This window comes from Amycolatopsis mongoliensis, from assembly GCF_030285665.1.
Taxonomy (GTDB): domain Bacteria; phylum Actinomycetota; class Actinomycetes; order Mycobacteriales; family Pseudonocardiaceae; genus Amycolatopsis; species Amycolatopsis mongoliensis.
This window is the reverse complement of sequence record NZ_CP127295.1, coordinates 5825731-5843567: the sequence shown is the minus strand read 5'-3', so window position 1 is coordinate 5843567 and position 17837 is coordinate 5825731. Positions and strand designations below refer to the sequence as shown.

At 71.9% G+C, this 17837-nt stretch carries 18 protein-coding genes; 10 read left to right on the top strand and 8 right to left on the bottom strand.

The window, feature by feature from the left end; genetic code table 11:
- Positions 1–3 precede the first annotated feature (3 nt).
- From QRX60_RS28405 to QRX60_RS28395, 3 genes are all read left to right on the top strand, one after another.
- Entirely contained in the window at positions 4–1062 is a 1059-nt protein-coding gene (locus QRX60_RS28405) for an alcohol dehydrogenase catalytic domain-containing protein (RefSeq protein ID WP_285994484.1), read from the top strand.
- A 64-nt stretch (positions 1063–1126) separates the two neighbouring features.
- Positions 1127–2284 carry an acyl-CoA dehydrogenase family protein gene (locus QRX60_RS28400; protein ID WP_285994483.1) on the top strand — a complete coding sequence of 386 codons (1158 nt, stop codon included), beginning with the start codon at positions 1127–1129 and terminating at the stop codon, positions 2282–2284.
- Between the two features lie 798 nt (positions 2285–3082).
- Positions 3083–3715: a TetR/AcrR family transcriptional regulator gene (locus QRX60_RS28395; protein WP_285994482.1), complete on the top strand. Its 633-nt coding sequence runs from the start codon at positions 3083–3085 to the stop codon at positions 3713–3715.
- 8 nt (positions 3716–3723) lie between these two features.
- On the opposite strand, the gene QRX60_RS28390 is transcribed toward QRX60_RS28395, so the two are convergent.
- The gene (locus tag QRX60_RS28390; protein WP_285994481.1) at positions 3724–4653 is read right to left on the bottom strand and encodes a helix-turn-helix transcriptional regulator; all 930 of its coding nucleotides are present in this window, start codon (positions 4651–4653) and stop codon (positions 3724–3726) included.
- Positions 4654–4714: 61 nt separating this feature from the next.
- Here QRX60_RS28390 and QRX60_RS28385 point away from each other — a divergent pair, with 61 nt between their 5' ends.
- Together QRX60_RS28385 and QRX60_RS28380 are read left to right on the top strand one after the other, a co-directional pair.
- Positions 4715–5269: a DinB family protein gene (locus tag QRX60_RS28385; RefSeq protein WP_285994480.1), complete on the top strand. Its 555-nt coding sequence runs from the start codon at positions 4715–4717 to the stop codon at positions 5267–5269.
- Positions 5266–6354 carry a winged helix DNA-binding domain-containing protein gene (locus QRX60_RS28380; RefSeq protein ID WP_285994479.1) on the top strand — a complete coding sequence of 363 codons (1089 nt, stop codon included), beginning with the start codon at positions 5266–5268 and terminating at the stop codon, positions 6352–6354. The genes QRX60_RS28385 and QRX60_RS28380 overlap by 4 nt, the downstream gene beginning before the upstream one ends.
- Before the next feature lie 68 nt (positions 6355–6422).
- Here the strand turns inward: QRX60_RS28380 and QRX60_RS28375 are convergent, their stop codons facing one another.
- Positions 6423–7379 (bottom strand): helix-turn-helix transcriptional regulator, encoded by a 957-nt coding sequence (locus tag QRX60_RS28375; RefSeq protein ID WP_285994478.1) that lies wholly within the window; start codon positions 7377–7379, stop codon positions 6423–6425.
- 111 nt (positions 7380–7490) lie between these two features.
- On the opposite strand from QRX60_RS28375, the gene QRX60_RS28370 reads away from it, so the two are divergent.
- Both QRX60_RS28370 and QRX60_RS28365 read left to right on the top strand, forming a co-directional pair.
- Positions 7491–7949: a nucleoside deaminase gene (locus QRX60_RS28370; protein WP_285994477.1), complete on the top strand. Its 459-nt coding sequence runs from the start codon at positions 7491–7493 to the stop codon at positions 7947–7949.
- 24 nt (positions 7950–7973) lie between these two features.
- Positions 7974–8936: an isopenicillin N synthase family dioxygenase gene (locus tag QRX60_RS28365; RefSeq protein WP_285994476.1), complete on the top strand. Its 963-nt coding sequence runs from the start codon at positions 7974–7976 to the stop codon at positions 8934–8936.
- Here the strand turns inward: QRX60_RS28365 and QRX60_RS28360 are convergent.
- Positions 8933–10198, bottom strand: coding sequence for a GGDEF domain-containing protein (locus tag QRX60_RS28360; protein WP_285994475.1), 1266 nt, complete (start codon positions 10196–10198; stop codon positions 8933–8935). The genes QRX60_RS28365 and QRX60_RS28360 overlap by 4 nt on opposite strands.
- 229 nt (positions 10199–10427) lie before the next feature.
- Here QRX60_RS28360 and QRX60_RS28355 point away from each other — a divergent pair, with 229 nt between their 5' ends.
- On the top strand, positions 10428–11387 hold the full coding sequence (locus QRX60_RS28355; RefSeq protein WP_285994474.1) for a chitinase: 960 nt from the start codon (positions 10428–10430) through the stop codon (positions 11385–11387).
- A 218-nt stretch (positions 11388–11605) separates the two neighbouring features.
- A complete protein-coding gene (locus QRX60_RS28350) occupies positions 11606–12979 on the top strand; it encodes a purine-cytosine permease family protein (RefSeq protein WP_285994473.1) in 1374 nt (457 codons plus the stop codon).
- Here QRX60_RS28350 and QRX60_RS28345 read toward each other — a convergent pair.
- From QRX60_RS28345 to QRX60_RS28335, 3 genes are all read right to left on the bottom strand, one after another.
- Positions 12943–13422 (bottom strand): hypothetical protein, encoded by a 480-nt coding sequence (locus QRX60_RS28345; RefSeq protein ID WP_285994472.1) that lies wholly within the window; start codon positions 13420–13422, stop codon positions 12943–12945. The genes QRX60_RS28350 and QRX60_RS28345 overlap by 37 nt on opposite strands.
- Positions 13423–13549: 127 nt before the next feature.
- Positions 13550–15331 (bottom strand): murein biosynthesis integral membrane protein MurJ, encoded by a 1782-nt coding sequence (gene murJ, locus QRX60_RS28340; protein WP_285994471.1) that lies wholly within the window; start codon positions 15329–15331, stop codon positions 13550–13552.
- 86 nt (positions 15332–15417) lie between these two features.
- Positions 15418–15675, bottom strand: coding sequence for a hypothetical protein (locus QRX60_RS28335; RefSeq protein ID WP_285994470.1), 258 nt, complete (start codon positions 15673–15675; stop codon positions 15418–15420).
- A gap of 212 nt (positions 15676–15887) precedes the next feature.
- On the opposite strand from QRX60_RS28335, the gene QRX60_RS28330 reads away from it, so the two are divergent.
- The gene (locus tag QRX60_RS28330) at positions 15888–16352 is read left to right on the top strand and encodes a hypothetical protein (protein WP_285994469.1); all 465 of its coding nucleotides are present in this window, start codon (positions 15888–15890) and stop codon (positions 16350–16352) included.
- A gap of 9 nt (positions 16353–16361) precedes the next feature.
- On the opposite strand, the gene QRX60_RS28325 is transcribed toward QRX60_RS28330, so the two are convergent.
- Both QRX60_RS28325 and QRX60_RS28320 read right to left on the bottom strand, forming a co-directional pair.
- Entirely contained in the window at positions 16362–16964 is a 603-nt protein-coding gene (locus QRX60_RS28325) for a TetR/AcrR family transcriptional regulator (RefSeq protein ID WP_285994468.1), read from the bottom strand.
- Entirely contained in the window at positions 16961–17794 is an 834-nt protein-coding gene (locus QRX60_RS28320; RefSeq protein WP_285994467.1) for an SDR family oxidoreductase, read from the bottom strand. The genes QRX60_RS28325 and QRX60_RS28320 overlap by 4 nt, the downstream gene beginning before the upstream one ends.
- Positions 17795–17837 lie beyond the last annotated feature (43 nt).

Here is a 17837-nt window from a genome sequence, read left to right as displayed (position 1 = left end):
GGCGTGCAGGCGTTGCGCTGGCACGCGAAAGGCAAGCTGTGCCTGGACGATGTGGGTGCTCCGGCAGCACCGGAGCCAGGGCAGGCGGTCATCGCCGTGTCGTTCTGCGGGATCTGCGGCACGGACCTGCACGAGTTCGTCCACGGACCCAACCTCATCCGGACCGGCGCCCATCCCCTCACCGGTGTGAAGCCGCCGATCACCCTCGGGCACGAGATGAGCGGCACCGTCGTCGCGCTCGGCTCTCCCGTGCCCGGGGTCGAAGTCGGCACCCGCGTCGCGGTCGACCCCTGCCTTCGCTGCGGCGTCTGCCGCTGGTGCCTGCACGGCGAGTACCACATCTGCGCGAAGGGCGGCTCGGTCGGCCTGGCCTCCGACGGCGGCTTCGCCTCGCACGCCACCGTCCCCATCGAGAGCCTCGTCCCGATCCCCGACGGCGTCTCCGACCAGCTCGCCGCGCTCGCCGAGCCGCTGGCCGTCGGCCTGCACGCCATCCGGCGAGCGACCGTCCAGCCCGGCGACAACGTGCTGCTGCTCGGCGCCGGCCCCATTGGCGTCGCCGCGCTGCTGGCCGCGAAGCTCGCCGGCGCCGCTGGGATCTACGTCAGCGAGCCGGTCCCCGCACGCGCCCGCACCGCCGCCGAGCTGGGCGCCACCGAGGTCTACGACCCGGCCACCACCGATGTGCGGCGCGAGGTGTTCCTGCGCACCGGCCGGGTCGGCCCCGACGTCGTGGTCGAAGCCACCGGCCGCCCGGAACTGGTCCAGCTGGCGGTGACGACCGTCCGCCGCGGCGGACGAGCCGTGCTCTGCGGGATCAGCGGCGCCGAGACGGCCCTGCCGATCACCCAGATCGTCCCGTTCGAACGCACCATCCTCGGCTCGCTCGGCTACAACCATGACATCCCCCGCGTCCTGGACCTCATGGCCACCGGACGGCTCGATGCCACCCCGTTGCTCACCGGGGTGCGCCCCCTCTCCGCGGGCGCGGACGCCTTCGCCGAGCTGGCCGCCGGCCGCGGCAACCACCTCAAGATCCTCCTCGAACCCGAACGGTCCTGATGCCGCCGAACACGACCGACCCCACGCAGCCTCCCAGGGCCGCACGACACCGCATGGAGGACTGATGGACTTCGACCTGCCTGAAGAAACGCTCGCACTGAAGCAGCTCTGCCGGGACTTCGCAGCCAAGGAGATCGCCCCCTTCGCCGCCGGCTGGTCCGAACGCTGCGAGTTCCCGACCGGCGTTTTCCGCCGGCTCGGCGGACTCGGGCTGATGGGCATGCTGGTGGACGAGAAGTACGGCGGTGCGGACGCCGGGTTCGTCTCCTACGTCGCCGCCATGGAGGAGTTCGGCGCGGCCGACCAGTCGGTGGCCTCCGCCTGGAACGCGCACTCGACCATCGCCGCTCTCCCGCTCGCCACGTTCGGCACCCACGAGCAGAAGGAACGCTGGCTGCGCCCGCTCGCCGAGGGCGAGGCACTCGGCGCGTTCGGCCTGACCGAACCGACCGCGGGCTCCGACGCCGCGGGGATCCGGACCCGGGCCCGACGGGCCGACGGCGGCTGGGTGCTGGACGGCACCAAGATGTTCATCAGCAACGCCGGCACCGAGATGAGCCTCGGCGTGACCGTCCTGGCTGTCACCGGCGAGAACTCGAATGGCTCGAAGCGCTTCGGCACCTTCTTCGTCCCCGACGGCACCGACGGCTACGCAAAGGGCCGGCAGCTGAAAAAACTGGGCTGGCACGCGCTCGACACCCGCGAACTGGTCTTCACCAACTGCTGGATCAGCGACGACCACATGATCGGCGAAGAAGGCAACGGACTCCGCCAGTTCCTCGAAGTCCTCGACGGTGGCCGGATCAGCGTCGCCGCCCTGTCGCTCTCCCTCGCCCAGAAGGCCCTCGACCTCGCCGTCCGCCACGCCGGTGAACGCGAGCAGTTCGGCCGGCCGCTGCACAGCTTCCAAGCCGTGGGCCACAAACTCGCCGACATGGCGACCGAAATCGCCGCGGCCCGCTGGCTGGTCTACAACGCCGCCTGGCTCGCCGACCAGGGCCGCCCCTTCGGCACCGCAGCAGCGATGGCGAAGCTGTACGCGTCCGAAGTCGCGAACCGCGCGGCCAGCGAAAGCGTCCAAATCCACGGCGGCTACGGCTTCATCCGCGAATCCACCATCTCCCGCTTCTACGCCGACGCCAAGATCCTGGAAATCGGCGAAGGCACCAGCGAAGTCCAGCGCAACGTCATCGCCCGCGCACTCACCCGCAGCACAAGCTGAGCCGCGGAGCCCACAACCGAGTACAGGCCGGGCGGCGACGAACCCGAGCGACGTCGCCCGGTCTGTTTCACGCCAGTCATGCTTGCGACGCGCGAACGGCGGACCACTAACCCATCGACCATCGCGCCCGATTTCCCCAGATGGCCTATGAGGATAGTTCCACGATCGCGATGATCGGGGTGCCCCTTCCCGGCGAGCAGCGCCGGCAACCGTCCTTTCCCGCCCGAGCATTTGGGCGGGAACGAGATCGTTGACGCAGTCGACCGGCAGGCCGATTCCAGCCGCCGGGGAGCAACGTCAGCGTCAGGGCGAGCTGGAGCGTGTGTTCGGTGTGGCCGCTGAGCTGGGCAAGGCCGGCGAGGGCGGGACGGTCGAGTTCGAGTGGGCGGGCAGAGACCTGGTCACGCTGACGAGGAGCCCATCACGACCTCCCACGCATCGACGAGGTCGTAGGTGCCCTCGACAACCAGCGTGCCGGTCAGCTTGGGGCACTCAGGGCCACGGTGGTCTGCGTGGTGCCTCCGAGGGGACGCGGTGGCGCGGATCGCACTTCCCCTGCGGCCGCGCCACCGCGGTGCTGACACTACCAGATCATCGAACACACGTTCTACTGATGCTTGGCATTGCAGGCGGCCCAGGAGTCGCACTCGACTGTCAGAGCGCCAGCCTGACCGGCATGACATCCCCATTTCGGGGATGCATCCCAGACACACTGACAAAGCGCCCGCTTACAATGGGGTCGATCGAGGCTGGCGTCGTGCCCGCCACTCGGGCGGTGCGATCTGGGAGGATCGGCGGATGACGATGTCGCTGTCGGCGGAACTGTGGCCGGATGTGCAGCCCGAGACCGCTCGGCGGCTGATGCTCGCCGGGGTGGAAGCCTTCGCCAAGCGTGGCTACCACGCCACCACCACGCGGGACATCGCCGGCGCCGCCGGGATGAGCCCTGCCGCGCTCTACGTGCACTTTCCCTCGAAGGCCGCGCTGCTCTTCGCCATCAGCCGGTACGGGCACGAGCAGACCCTCGCCCTCGTCGAGAACGTCGTCGCGAAGGAGTCCGATCCCGTCGAGCGGATCCGGCTGATCGTCGAGGACTTCGTCGCCTGGCACGCGCGGCGCCACACCGTCGCCCGGGTCGTGCAGTACGAGCTGCAGGCGCTGCCCGAGCAGGAGTTCGAAGTGGTCGCCGAGCTGCGCCGGCGCATCGAGCGCATCGTCCGCGACGTCATCGCGGACGGCGTCGAGGCCGGCGTGTTCACCGTGTCCGACGCCCATATTTCGGCCCGCGCCGTGCTCTCCCTGGGCGTCGACGTCGCCCGCTGGTACAGCGAGCGGGCCCGGCAGACGCCGACCACGCTCGGCAAGGAGTACGGCGGGCTCGTGCTGCGGATGCTCGGCGCGGCTCGACCTGAGACGCCGGTCACAGACTGAGCGGTCGTTCAGCCGGCCGCCGCGATGTAGCGGTGGGCCAGCCGCGCGAACGCTTCCTTCAACTCCGCCGGTCCGACCACCTCGATGTCCGCGTCGAACCGGCCGATCGACGCCGCCAAGCCGGCCCACGACCAGGCCCCCAGCACCAGCCGGCAGCGATCCGGCCCCAGCTCCGCCACCACGCCGTCGCCGGCGTACGTCGACACCACCCGCGCCGGCAGGTCCAGGATCACCTCGCCTCGGCACGGCCACTCGCCGCCGTCCTTGCCCGAGAACCGGTCCGCCACGAACGCCGCCACGTCTCCTCCGGGCAGGTCGCGCAGCTCGAAGCGAGGTCCGGTCGGGACCCGCGGCGTCACCCGGTCGACGCGGAACGTGCGCCAGTCCGCGCGGTCGAGGTCCCACGCCACCAGGTACCAGCGCCCGCTTCTCGTCACCAGGTGGTGCGGCTCGGCTCGGCGCGGCGCGTCCGAGGACGCGTAGTCGAACCGCAGCACCTCACGCGCGTGGACCGCCGCGCTCAGCGTCGCCAGCACCGACGGGTCCACCGGCGGCCCCGCGGAAACCGCCGTGACGTGCAGCGCGTCGACGCGGTGGCGCAGCCGGGCCGGCATCACCTGCCGGACCGTGGTCAGGGCCCGCGCCGCCGCTTCCTCGATCCCGCCGCCGGTGACCGTCCGCAGCGCCACCGCGAGGGCGACCGCCTGCTCGTCGTCGAACAGCAGCGGCGGCAGGTCCGCGCCCGCGCCGAGCCGGTAGCCGCCGTCGGGGCCCTTGGCCGTCACGATCGGGTAGCCGAGCTCGCGCAGGCGGTCGACGTCGCGGCGGACCGTGCGCGCGCTCACCTCCAGGCGCTCGGCCAGGAGCGTCCCCGGCCAGTCGCGGCGGGCCTGGAGCAGCGACAGCAGGGCGAGCAGGCGCGCGGAAGTTTTCGGCATACCCCGATTTTGCCCGCAGTAGCGGACACACCCTGTCCGCTACCCCTGACACGGTGGTCCCATGACCCACGAAACCGAACGCGCCGACCTCATCGCCGAGCTGGCGACCGCGCGAGCCGCCCTCATCACCGCCACGAACGGCCTCACCGACGAGCAGGCCGGCGCGCGGCCGACCGTCAGCGCGCTGTGCCTCGGCGGGCTCGTCAAGCACGTCGCGTCCATGGAGGAGAACTGGCTGCGCTTCGTCGTCGACGGCCCGTCGGCCATGCGCTACGACCTGCCCGACGGCGTGACCTGGGCGGACATGGCGGCCGGGACCGCCCGCGAATACCCGCAATGGGCGATCGACCACCAGAACGAGTTCGCCATGCAGCCCGGCGACACCCTGGCCGGCGTCCTCGCGCGCTACGAAGACGTCGCGAAGCGCAGCGAGGACGTCATCCGCACGGTGCCCGAACTCTCCGCGACGCACCCGCTGCCGGAAGCACCGTGGAACCGGCCGGGCACGGTGTGGACCGCGCGGCGGGCCGTGCTGCACGTCATCGCCGAGACCGCCCAGCACGCCGGCCACGCGGACATCCTCCGCGAGACGCTCGACGGCCAGAAGTCGACGTGACGGTGCTGGACGCCCGGTCGCTCAACCGCGCGACGCTCGCCCGGCAACTGCTGCTCGACCGCGCCGCGCTGCCGGTGCACGCCGCCGTCGCGCACCTCGGCGGCCTGCAGGCGCAGGAGCCGCAGGAACCCTTCACCGGGCTGTGGTCCCGGCTGCGCGCGTTCGACCCGGCGGCGCTGTCGGACTTGCTCGCCGAGCGGCGCGTGGTGCGCACGCACCTGATGCGCCGGACCGTCCACCTGCTCACCGCCGAGGACGTCCTGGCGTGGCGGGCGCGCTTCGACGCCATGCTGCGCCAGCGCGTCCTCGGCACCTACCGCCGCGAGCTCGACGGGGTGGACCTCGACGAGCTCGCGGCGGCGGGCCGGGCCGTCCTGGCCGACGGCGAGCCCCGCTCGATGGCCGAGCTGGCCAGGGCGGTCGCGGACCGGTGGCCTTCCGCCGGGCCGCGGCCCCTCGGCGAAATGCTCGTCGCGGCCCTGATCCCGGTGGCGCAGCTGCCGCCCCGGGGACTGTGGCGCGCCCGGGCGGGCGTGCGGAACCTGCCGCTCGCGTCGTGGCTGGGCCGCGAGGTCGACCCGCTCCACCCGGACGACGAAGTCGGGCGGGCACTGGTGAAGCGCTACCTGGCCGCGTTCGGTCCGGCGGCGACGGCGGACCTGCGCGCGTGGTGCGGCCTGGCCGGGCTGCCGGCCGCGGTGAAAGCGGTGCGCGAGGACCTGGTGGCCTTCCGCGACGAGCGGGGCCGGGAGCTGCTCGACCTGCCGGACGCGCCCCGCCCCGGCCCGGACACGCCGGCCCCGGTGCGGTTCCTGCCGGCGTTCGACAACGCGATCCTCGGCTACGACGACCGGACCCGCATCATCGACGACGCCCACCGCGGCCTCTCGGTCGCGGGCGAACGGGTGGTGCTGGTGGACGGCCGGGTTTCGGCGACCTGGACGGTGGCGGCCGAAACGGTGGTGGTGCGGCCGTTGCGGCGGTTGACCAAGCCCGAACGCCGCGAGGTCGCCGAGGAGGGAAGCGCGTTGGCGGCCTTCCTGAGCGACGGGGAAAGCGACCGGGCGCGGGTGGCGGCGGGCTGAAGGGCGCCTTCCTCGCATCCGAGGAGCGGAAGGGCCTCTTCAGCGCCTCACGCGCACGAAGGGGCCCTTCAGCCCACCGCCCGGGCGAAGCGCTCGGCCACCGCCCGCAGCCGCTCCACCAGGCCCGGCGGCGCCTCCTCCACCACGAAGTCGTACCCCCACTGCGCCAGGTAGTACGGCACCGTGTCCAGGGTGTTCGCCCCGGTCCGGACCCGGCAGCTGTGCTCGTCGATCGGCTCCACCGCGCCGACCGTCGGCGGGATGCGCTCGGACAGCACCGCCGCCGGGGCGGCCACCCGCAGCACGAACTGGTGCGGGTACGGCGCCGACGAAATCTGGCGCGACACGTACGCCGCCAGGTCCTCGGCCGGGGGTTCGCGCGGCGCGAAGCGGAAGCTCGGCGCCGGGACGCCCGTGATGCGGTCCACGCGGAACGTGCGCCAGCCGTCGCGGTCGAGGTCGAACGCCACCAGGTACCAGCGCCGTCCGGTGTGGACCAGGCGCAGCGGCTCGACCGACCGTTCCGTCTCGGTGCCCGCGCGGTCGCCGTAGCCGAAGCGCAGGCGCTCGTGGTCGCGGCAGGCCGCCGCGATCACCGTCAGCACCGAAGCGTCGACCGTCGGGCCGCCACCCGGGAGGGACATCGTCGCCGCCTGCAGCGCGCTCACCCGCGGCCGCAACCGCGCCGGCAGCACCTGCTCCAGCTTCGCCAGCGCGCGCACCGACGTCTCCTCGATGCCGCTGACCGTGCCGCTCGCCGCCGTGCGCAGGCCGACCGCGACGGCGACCGCCTCGTCGTCGTCCAGCAGCAGCGGCGGGAGCGCGGCACCCGCGCCGAGCCGGTAGCCGCCGGCGACGCCGGGTGTCGCGTGCACCGGGTAGCCGAGGGACCGCAGCCGCTCGACGTCCCGGCGGATCGTGCGGACGTCGACCTCGAGCCGCGACGCGAGGTCCGCGCCCGGCCAGTCGCGCCGGGCCTGCAGCAGGGAAAGCAGCCTGAGCAGGCGTTCCGATGTGCCGTACATGGAACGCAGTGTGTCAGACATCGCGGACAGCTTCGGTCCGCGATCTGCCGGATGGTGCAGTCGGATGGTCAAACACTTGCCACGGACGGCGTCGGGCGGAAAGAGTGACGCATGCCGATCGACCCTGGCGCCCTGCTCGCCGTCGCCCGTGAAGAAGCCGAGCTGGGCAAGGCCGAGGGCGGCGTGCCGATCGGGGCCGCGCTGTTCGACACCGCGGGCACCCTGCTGGGCCGCGGGCACAACCGGCGCGTGCAGGACGACGACCCCTCGATGCACGCCGAGACCTCGGCGTTCCGCAACGCCGGGCGCCGCCCGCACTACCGCGACACGATCATGGTCACGACGCTCTCGCCGTGCTGGTACTGCTCCGGGCTCGTCCGTCAGTTCGGGATCGGGCGGGTCGTCATCGGCGAGGCCACGACGTTCCACGGCGGGCACGACTGGCTGGCCGGGCTCGGCGTGGAGATCACCCTGCTCGACGACCCCGCCTGCACCGCGCTGATGACGGAGTTCATCGCCGCGCGCCCGGACCTGTGGTACGAGGACATCGGGGTCGAAAAGTCCGAATAGGACAGTGCGTTACGAGGAGCCGGTATGCCGTCAACCGTTCCGCTCGTGGACCTCTCACCGTGGTTCGCGGGCACGTCCGAGGGCCGCGCCGAAGTGGCCGCCCGGATCGACAGCGCGCTGTGCGAGTCCGGGTTCCTGCTGGTCACCGGGCACGGCGTCCCGGACGACCTGCGCCGCCGCACGCGTGAGCTGGCGCGGGAGTTCTTCGCGCTGCCCGAGGACGTCAAGCAGCGCTACGCCGTCACCGTCGGCGGCCGCGGCTGGCTGCCGCCCGGCGTCGAGGCCAACGGCTACGCCGAGGGAACCGAGACGCCGCCGGACCTCAAGGAGTCGTACTCCGCGGGCGCGGACTTCGGCGTGGGCGTCGCCGAGATCGACGGGTTCTGGTTCCAGCCCAACGTGTGGCCGGACGAGGTGCCGGGGCTCGCCGAGACGGCCACGGAGTACATGCGCCGGATGCGGGCGCTGTCGGACCACCTGCTGGAGATCTTCGCCGCGGCGCTCGGCCTGGCCGAGAGCCACTTCACCCGCCACACCGCGCACCCGACGTACACGTTCAACATCAACTGGTACCCGCCGATGACCCACGTCGGCGCGCCGGAGCCGGAGCAGTTCCGGATCGGGCCGCACACCGACTTCGGCACGGTGACCGTGCTCGACCGCCAGGCCGGCGTCGGCGGGCTCCAGGTCTACACCGCCGGCGGCGAGTGGGAGGACGCGCCGTTCCACCCCGACGCGTTCACCGTGAACATCGGTGACCTGATGGCCCGCTGGACGGGCGACCGCTGGCGGTCGACGCGCCACCGCGTCCTGCCGCCGGCGGCGTCGGCGCCCGAGGAGGACCTGGTGTCGCTGATCTTCTTCTACGAGACCGACCACGACGCGCGGATCACGTCGCTGGCACCCCCGCTGGGCAAGACGACCTACCCGGAAGTGATCGCGGCCGACTACCTGCGGGAGAAGCTCAACGCCATCACGATGACCTAGGGTTCCGCGCAGATCGTGCGGTTGCGGCCCGCGGCCTTCGCCTGCAGCACCGCCGCTTCCGCGGCCAGCAGGGCGTCCGAGAGCAGCCCGTCGGCGCAGCCCGCGACGCCGATCGACACCGTCACGCCGACGAACTGCGGCCCGTCGCCGGAGGCCTTCAACGCCACCAGCGTCGACGCGATCCGCAGGCGGATCCGCTCGGCGATCGCCATGGCGTCGAAGCGGCCCGTGCCGGGCAGCAGCACCGCGAACTCCTCGCCGCCGGAGCGGCCCACGAGATCGGCGGCCCGGACCTCGTCGCGCAGGGTGTCGGCGACCGCGCGCAGGACCGCGTCGCCGATGCGGGCGCCGTAGCGGTCGTTGAGCTGGCGGAAGTGGTCGAGGTCGAGCAGCAGCACGGCCTGGCCGGGGCCGTGGCGGCCGAGCCGGTCCAGCTCGGCTTCGGCGGCGCCGCGCCACGACGCGGCCGTCAGCACGCCGGTGCCGGGATCGAGGGTGACGTGGTCGCGTCGGCCGCGGCCCAGCCCGCCACGGTGCAGCACGACGGTGGCGCCGGCCAGCAGCGGGACCAGCAGCGGCGCGGCCGCGACGGCCCAGGCGAGCGGCAGAGCGGACGCGGTCATCGCGGCGTCGAAAGCGTGTCCCGGAAGGGCTTCGCGGGGGTGGCGGGGGCCGTCGGCGGCGGTCACGAGCGCGGCGTTCACCGCCAGGAACACCACACCGGCGACGGTCAGCAGGAGGACGGTGCGGGCGTCGAGGACCTCGCCGAGCGGCCCGGCGCCCGTCGCGGTGAGGAACGCGCCGGCGACGAGGCCGGCCAGCGCCGTCGCGGCGGCGCCGAACACCTGGCGGTACACGGGTCTTCTGCGGACCCGGAACCACTGGTGCAGCGCGGACAGCACGACCAGGGCGACGGCGAGGCCCGGCCGGAGCACCAGGACGCCGGCGAAGATCCACGGGGTGTCGACGCCGGGGCCGAGGAGGGTTTCCTCGCGGTGGCGCTCCACCGCGCGGGCGAGCTCGGCCGACACCAGCATCCCGCCCAGGAGCAGCGCGAACGGTGCCGCCATGGTGGCGAGCGGCGGGAACCGGAGAGCGGCGAGCACGGCCGCGGCGACGGCGAGGGCGTCGACCGCGACGAGGTAGACGACCTGGCCGCGGCGCGGCAGCCGCCACAGCGCCCAGCGCAGCGGGACGACGGCGGGCAGGAACCGGCCCGGGCGGCGTTCCCCGCCGGCGGCGACCGTGGAATCCCCCACCATTTCGGCAAAGTAGCCGGAATGGCGGGCGCTGTCACTCCGCCTTCAGGGGAATCTCACACCGCCGACGCTCGGGAACCATGCGCACACCGTGAGTCATATTTCCGACCGAAGAAGGGTTGACACGCAACATTGGTCTAGTCCACTGTGTGGTGGCACACAGTGCTCCTCCAGGGTTGATCCCGCCGCCTCAAACCGGAGGTGCTCCACCCTGCACGTTTGGAGGACCCCCATGAAATCAGTGCGCCGTCTGGTCACCCTCGCGGTCGCGGCCGGAGCCGCGATGGCGACGGCGGTCGGCCTCGCCCCGCAGGCCATGGCCGCGGTCGACCCGGTGCTCGCTTCGCCGTACCTGTACCAGTGGGGCGGGCAGACCAGCCCGACCGCGGCGATGTCCGCCACCGGTGTGAAAGCGTTTACCCTCGCGTTCGTCCTGTCCGACGGGACCTGCAACCCGAAGTGGGACGGCAGCCGTTCGCTGACCGGCTCGGACAAGACGATGATCCAGAACATCCGCAACGCGGGCGGGGACGTGATCCCCTCCTTCGGCGGCTGGTCCGGCACGAAGCTGGGCTCGAAGTGCACGTCGGCCTCGGCGCTCGCGGGTGCCTACCAGAAGGTGATCGACGCCTACGGCCTCAAGGCGATCGACCTCGACATCGAGAACACCGACGAGTTCCAGAACAACACGGTGCAGGACCGCATCCTCAACGCGGTCAAGCTGACCAAGCAGAAGAACCCGAACCTGAAGGTCGTCATCACCATCGGCACCACCACGACCGGCCCCGATTCGTGGGGCAAGCGCCTGATCAACCAGGCCAAGGCGATCGGCGCCCCGGTCGACGTCTGGTCGGTCATGCCGTTCGACTTCTCCAGCGGCGGGGACATGGCCGCCCTGACGAAGTCCGCGGTCGACGGGCTGAAGAACCAGCTCAAGACCACGTTCGGCTGGAGCGACGACACCGCCTACCGGCACAGCGGCCTCTCCTCGATGAACGGCAAGACCGACAACGCGGGCGAGACGGTCACGGTGGCGAACTTCACCTCCATCCGCAGCTATGCGACGAGCCACCACCTGGCCCGCTTCACGTTCTGGGCCACCAACCGCGACTGCAGCGGCGGCGGCGAGTGCAGCGGCATCACGCAGGACAAGTACGCGTTCACGAAGATCGTCGCCGGGTACACCGGCTGACGCGAGACCCGTAGTGGGGCTGTCGGAGGCCCCCTCACCGGCATCGGGGTCGGTGAGGGGGCCTTCGCGGGGTTCCGGTGAGCGGAAACCGTGCCGGTGAACGGGATGACGTGAATGACTCAATCACGTCATCTGACGACAGGAATGAGTCATTCACGTCGTCGGGACCCCCGCGAATCCGTCACACCGACGCAATCTTCGTCGCTTACCGTCTTCGCATGACGAGGACCGAAGAGGCCGCTTACGGCGACAAGGTCGTCGCCGTCGAACCCGGCGGGGTCGAACCCGTCGCCGACGCCGACCGTCACGGCACGCCGCGGCAGCTGGCCTGGACCTGGGCCTCCCCGAACCTCGAGTTCGCCACCGTCTTCGTCGGCGTCCTCGCCGTCACCGCCTTCGGGCTCTCCTTCACCCAAGCCGCGCTCGCGGCCGTCGTCGGCAACGGGCTCGGGGCCGTCGCGCACGGCGTGCTGAGCGCCCGCGGTCCGCGCTACGGCGTGCCGCAGATGGTGCTCGGGCGGGCCGCGTTCGGCTACCGCGGGAACCTGGTGCCCGCCGCGCTCATGTCGGTGATGGCCGGCGTCGGCTGGTTCGCCGTCAACAGCGTCAGCGGGGCCTTCGCGCTCGCGAGTCTCACCGGGCTCCCCACCGTCGCCTGCCTCGTGCTCGTCGTCGCACTGCAGATCGTCATCGCCTTCTTCGGGCACAACCTCGTCCAGGCCTACGAAAAGTACGTCTTCGCCGTCCTCGCGGTCGTGTTCGCCATCGCGAGCGTCGTCGTCTTCGGGAAGTCCGGCGCCACCACCAACTCCGGCAGCGTCGGCGGGTTCCTCCTGGCCGTCGGGACCGCGTTCGGCTACACCGCGGGCTGGAACCCCTACGCCGCCGACTACACGCGCTACCTGCCGAAGACCGCGTCACGACGCGCGATCGGCCTCTACGCCGGCGGTGGCCTGTTCCTCTCGACCACCGTCCTGATGCTCGTCGGTGCCGCCTCGACGACCATCGCCGGCCCGGCCGACGACAACCCCACGACGGCGTTCACCGGGCACCTGCCCGGCGTCCTCGCCGCCGCGACACTGCTGGCGATCACGCTCGGCGCCGTCGCCGCGAACGTCCTCAACGTCTACTCCGGCGCGCTCGCCTTCCTCGCGCTCGGGGTCCGGCTGCCGCTGGCCTGGCGCCGCGCCGTCGTCGCGCTCGCGTTCGGCGCGGTCGGGTTCGTGCTGGCCTGGCTCGGGCTCGCCGACGCCGGGCACGCGTACGAGAACTTCCTGCTGGTCATCGCCTACTGGATCGGCCCGTGGCTCGGCGTGCTGCTGGCTGACCACCACCTGCGCCGCGGCACGGAGTTCGGCGAGCTGCTCGCCGACCGGAGCCACCGCAACGTCGCCGGGTTCACGGCCTTCCTCGTCGGGCTGGTCGTTTCCGTCGGGCTGTTCGCGAACCAGGCGCTCTACACCGCGCCGATCCCGAAGGCGGTCCCCGGCACCGGCGACCTGACGTTCGCCGCCGGGTTCGTGCTGGCCGCGGGCAGCTACCTGCTGCTGCGGCGTCAGCGCACCGGCGTGCCGTCGCGACGGCAGCCGTAGGGGTAGCAGCGGTAGTCCGGCGTGAACGTCGGGAGGGTGATCGTCGTCGTCGGTGACGGCGGCAGGTCGACCGTCACCGTCGGCGTGGGGGTCGGCGTCTGGCGCGCGTGCATGACCACCGGCGACGGCGTGGTCGTCCGCGTCGGCACGGCGAGCGCCGTCGACGTCGGGACGGCGGTGGCCGGCTGCAGCTGCGGGAACTGCGTGGACCCCGGGACGGGCTCGGGCCGGGTCGCCAGCGCGAGCACGAGGCCGCCGAGCACCACGATCACCGCCGACGCCAGCGCGATCCGGCCCGCCGCGCCGTGCGGTTCGGCGTCGGGATCACGCCGGGCGGCCGTCTCGGCCGAACGCGAACCGGGTTTCCGCGGCCGCGACCCGGCCTCCCGCAGCAGTTCGTCGACCGTGACCCGATCCCGCCGCCTGCGCGCCCTGCGCGTCATGCACGACCTCCACCCCATCGCTGATCCGGGTGGATCCTAGAAAGCCGCGCTGGAAAAGTAAACGCGCTGATCGCAGCGGTCTCGTTACCGTTTCGAGACATCCGGATCGCGTTCCCGGCCGTAGTCGTCAACGAGGCGCGAACCGCCGCAGGAGGGCGCCCGCGCGCCGGGTCACCGGCGTGAACTCCGGGAGCCTGAGCAGGGCCAGCAGGCCGAACGGGACGGCCATCCCGAGCAAGGTCTGGACCGGGAGTTTCACCCACGCGGCAGGGATCGCGCCGAGGGAGCCGGGCACGGCGTAGCCGGCGAGCACCGCGGCCCCGACGCCGAGCGCGCTCACGGAAAGGGTGATCAGCCCGACCCGCAGCGATCGCTTGCTGCGCAGGTGCCCGAGCCGGACCCAGAGCCAGACCTGGCCGAGGACGGCGCCGACGACGAACCCGGCGCCGTTCACGAGCATCACGCCGTGGACGACGTGTTCGCCGTCGAGCAGGCCGCGGCAGAGCAGCAGCAGCGGGATCTTGACCGCGGTCATCACGAGCATGATCAGGGTGGGCGTGCGCGCGTCCTTCATCGCGTAGAACACCCGCAGCTGCAACATGACCAGCGCGAAGGGCAGCAGCCCGACGGCGGAGACGGCGAGGGTCTGGCCGAGCCGCTCGGCGTCGTCGAGGGTGCCGCGGCCCCACGTGAAGATCGCGATGCCGACCGGGGTGCCGACCACCGCCAGCACGGCGGAGATCGGCACGAACAGCACCGTCGAGATGCGGGAGGCGAGCGAGAGGTCGCCGACGAGCGCGACGGTGTTGCCGTCCGCGGCGGCGCGGCTCATCCGCGGCATCAGCGCGGTGAGCAGCGAGACGCCGAGGATGCCGTACGGGAGCTGGAAGAGCAGGGACGCGTAGCTGTAGGCCGTGACGCCGCCGCTGGTCCCGTGCGTCAGCACCCGGGTGGTGACGACGAACCCGACGTGGCTGACGACGACGTAGCCGAGGATCCACGCGGCCAGCCCGCCGAACTCCTTGATCCGCGGGTCGAAGCCCCAGCGCCAGCGGAACCGGAACCCGGTGCGCAGCAGCGCCGGGACCAGCACCACGGCCTGCACGACGATGCCGAGCGTGGTGCCGAGGCCGAGCACGAGCAGCTTCGGATCGCTCATCCGGACCGGGTCGAGCGTCAGCTCCCCCGGCACCACCGCGAACACGACGAGCGTGCCGGTGACGACGACGTTGTTCAGCACCGGCGCCCAAGCGGGCGGGCCGAAGACGTTCTGCGCGTTGAGGATCGCCGAGAGCAGCGCGAACAGGCCGTAGAACAGGATCTGCGGCAGCAGCAGGTACGCGAGGGCGGTCGTGAGCCCCGGATTGGCCGTCGGAGACGATTTGTCGACGTAGAGCGTGGTGAACAGGGGCGCGATCGCCACCGCGACGGCCGTGCCGACGGTGAGCAGGACCAGCGCCATGGTGATCAGCCGCTGCGTGTAGGCGCGGCCGCCGTCCGGGTCGTCCTGGGAGCGGACCAGCAGCGGCACGACGACGCTGGCGAGCACGCCGCCGAAGAGCAGTTCGAAGACGATGTTGGGCAGGGTGTTCGCGACGGTGAAGGAGTCGTTGACGACCCGGGTGCCGACCACGGCGGCCAGCAGCAGCTTCGCGACGAACCCGGTGATCCGGCTGACGGTCGAGGCGACGGCCATCCGGCCGCTCGAGCGGGCCAGCGACGAGCCGGCGCCTTCACCGCGGCCGGCGGTGACGGGCGAGGCGGGTAGCCGCGCGACGATCTGGGTGGCGAACTCGTCGTACGGCCGCCGGGAGACGTCGGGGTCGCGGGTCGGCCAGTGGGCGCCGCGCAATTCGCTGGGAAGGAAGACAGTCGCCTCGTCGTCCACCGGTGGTGGGGGTTCCGCCATGGCTCAAGCCTGCCAGGTCGCGATCGCCCACGGGAGACCGAACACATGTTCGACCCTGCGACCCTGCGTGACGCACGTGCAGGTGCTCAGGCGGCGAGGGTGATCTCCAGCGCGGCGCGGCCGGCCTCGGTCAGCTCGGCCGGGACGCGGCCGGTGGCGGCTTCGACGGCGGGACGCAGGTAGCCGCCGTGGGCCAGCGCGTGCGCCGTCATCTGATCGCAACAAGCGAATCCGTCGATGAAGAGGTCGGGCTCGCAGCTGCACGACATCTGCGCACGGCCTGCTGCCACCGCCTTCAGCATCGCCATCGCGCGGTGGGTGAGCTCGACTCCTGAACCGGACACCGGACTGCCTTCCTCTGAGAACCGCTACTAATAGTCATTCGCCCATTGGGCCGATTGTGTTACTTACGACACTATGACGCTTCGGACCCGGTTGAGGTTCCGGATTGGTCCGGCGTGTCGCCGACCGGTTCGGGAGTCGCGGCGAGCGGCGGCTAAACCGCCTCGACGGCCGGGGCGTGAAGGCGGCGTCCACCGCCTTTCGAAGGAGCCTCATGCCGAAGCGAACCCTCGCGCTGCTCGCGTTGCTCTGCACGGCCTTCACACCCAGCCTGCTGTTCTCCTCCGCCATGGCGGACGCGGCGGCACCACGCGCGGCTGTCGCGTCCCCGAAATGCTCCGGCACGCTGTCGCACGGCAAGATCCGCTACCAGGTCTGCTTCCGCTGGAACTGCGACAGCACGAAGTGCAACGTGCTCGGCTACCTCGGGCTGATCAACACGGCCACCAGCGCCCGCACCGTCAAGTGGGAGCTCGACTACGGCATCGACGGCGGCCCGTACAACGACGACAGCGACGGTACGGCCGTGCTGGCCGCGGGCGAGCAGCGGACGATCTACCCCGCGGCCGGCCGGCAGACCCGGCTGTGCGTGCGCAACGAAGAGAACCTCCAGATCAGCTACGACAGCACCGGCTGGAGCATCGCGGCGATCACCAGCGAGACCATCGGCTGCCTGTAGGACCGGCGCTCAGCCGGCGGCGAGCCGCAGTTCCAGGGTGCGGGCCCACTCCCGCACGACCTGCCGCCGCCGGCGGGTGTCGTCGGTCAGCAGGTTCGCCAGGCCCAGCCCGCGCCCCAGGTCGAGGGTGGCCTGGACCAGTTCGCGCACCCCCGGCCGGGACTCGTCGACGCCCAGCAGCTCCACCGTCACCCGGTGCGCCTCGCGCCCGACGCGCGCCTCCAGGGGCACCAGCACGTCCCGCAGCGCCTCGTCGGTCGCCGCGACCGACCACAGCTGCAGGGCCGCGCGGAACAGCGGCCCGGTGTAGAGGTTCAGCACCATCTCGACGACGCGCTCGATGCGCGACGCCCCGCTCGGCAGGTCCGCGGCCCGGGCCCGCAGCTCGTCGATCTGCGACTGGCCGAGCAGGTCGACCGCGGCCACCACGAGGTCCTCCCGCGTCGGGAAGTGGTGCTGGGCCGCGCCGCGGGAGACGCCGGCGCGCTCGGCGATCCCGGCCACCGTGACGCCGTGCCAGCCGCGCTCGCCGAAGCCGTCGAGCGCGGCCTCGATCAGCCGCCGCCGCGTCGTGCGGCTGCGTTCCTGCTGGGGTTCGCGGACGCCGGTCAAGCCGGTTCGACCCAGAAGTCGAGCTGGAGGTCCTCCTCCGAACCGCCGATACGGTACTTCGAGAAGTCCGTGACGCCCTCCGCGCGCAGCACCTCGTCGTCGAGGAAGAAGTTCCCGGTGACCTCGCGGCTCGGCTTGGTGAGGATCGCGTACGCGGCGTCGGCCATGATCTCCGGCGTCCGGCTGCGGTCGGCCAGCTCCGCCCCGACGACGTTGCGGATCGCCGCCGTCTCGATCGTCGTGCGCGGCCACAGCGAGTTGACCGCGATGCCGTCCTTCTTCAGCTCGGCCGCGAGCCCGACGGTCACCAGGCTCATCGAGTACTTGGCGATGCTGTACGCGAGGTGCCCGGCGGTGAACCACTTCTCGTCGAGGCTGATCGGCGGCGACAGCGTCAGGATGTGCGGGTTCATCCCCTGCCGCAGGTGCGGGATCGCCAGTTTCGAGAGCAGGAACGTGCCGCGCGCGTTGATGTCCTGCATGAGGTCGTAGCGCTTCATGCTGACCTGCTCGGTCGGCGTCAGGTCGATCGCGCTCGCGTTGTTCACGACGATGTCGATGCCGCCGAACTGCTCGACGGTCTTCGCCACCGCGGCAGCCACGCCGTCGTCGTCGCGGACGTCGCCGAGGATCGGCAGCGCGTGCCCGCCCGCCTTCTCGATCGCTTCCGCGGCGGTGTAGATGGTGCCGGGCAGCTTCGGGTGCGGTTCGGCGGTCTTGGCCAGCAACGCGACGTTCACGCCGTCCTTCGCGGCCCGCAGCGCGATCGCCTCGCCGATGCCGCGGCTGCCGCCGGACATGATGATCGTCTTGCCGTCCAATCCAGACATGTGAAACCTCCGTGAGGCGACGCATCTTTCCTAGGGAAAGTGG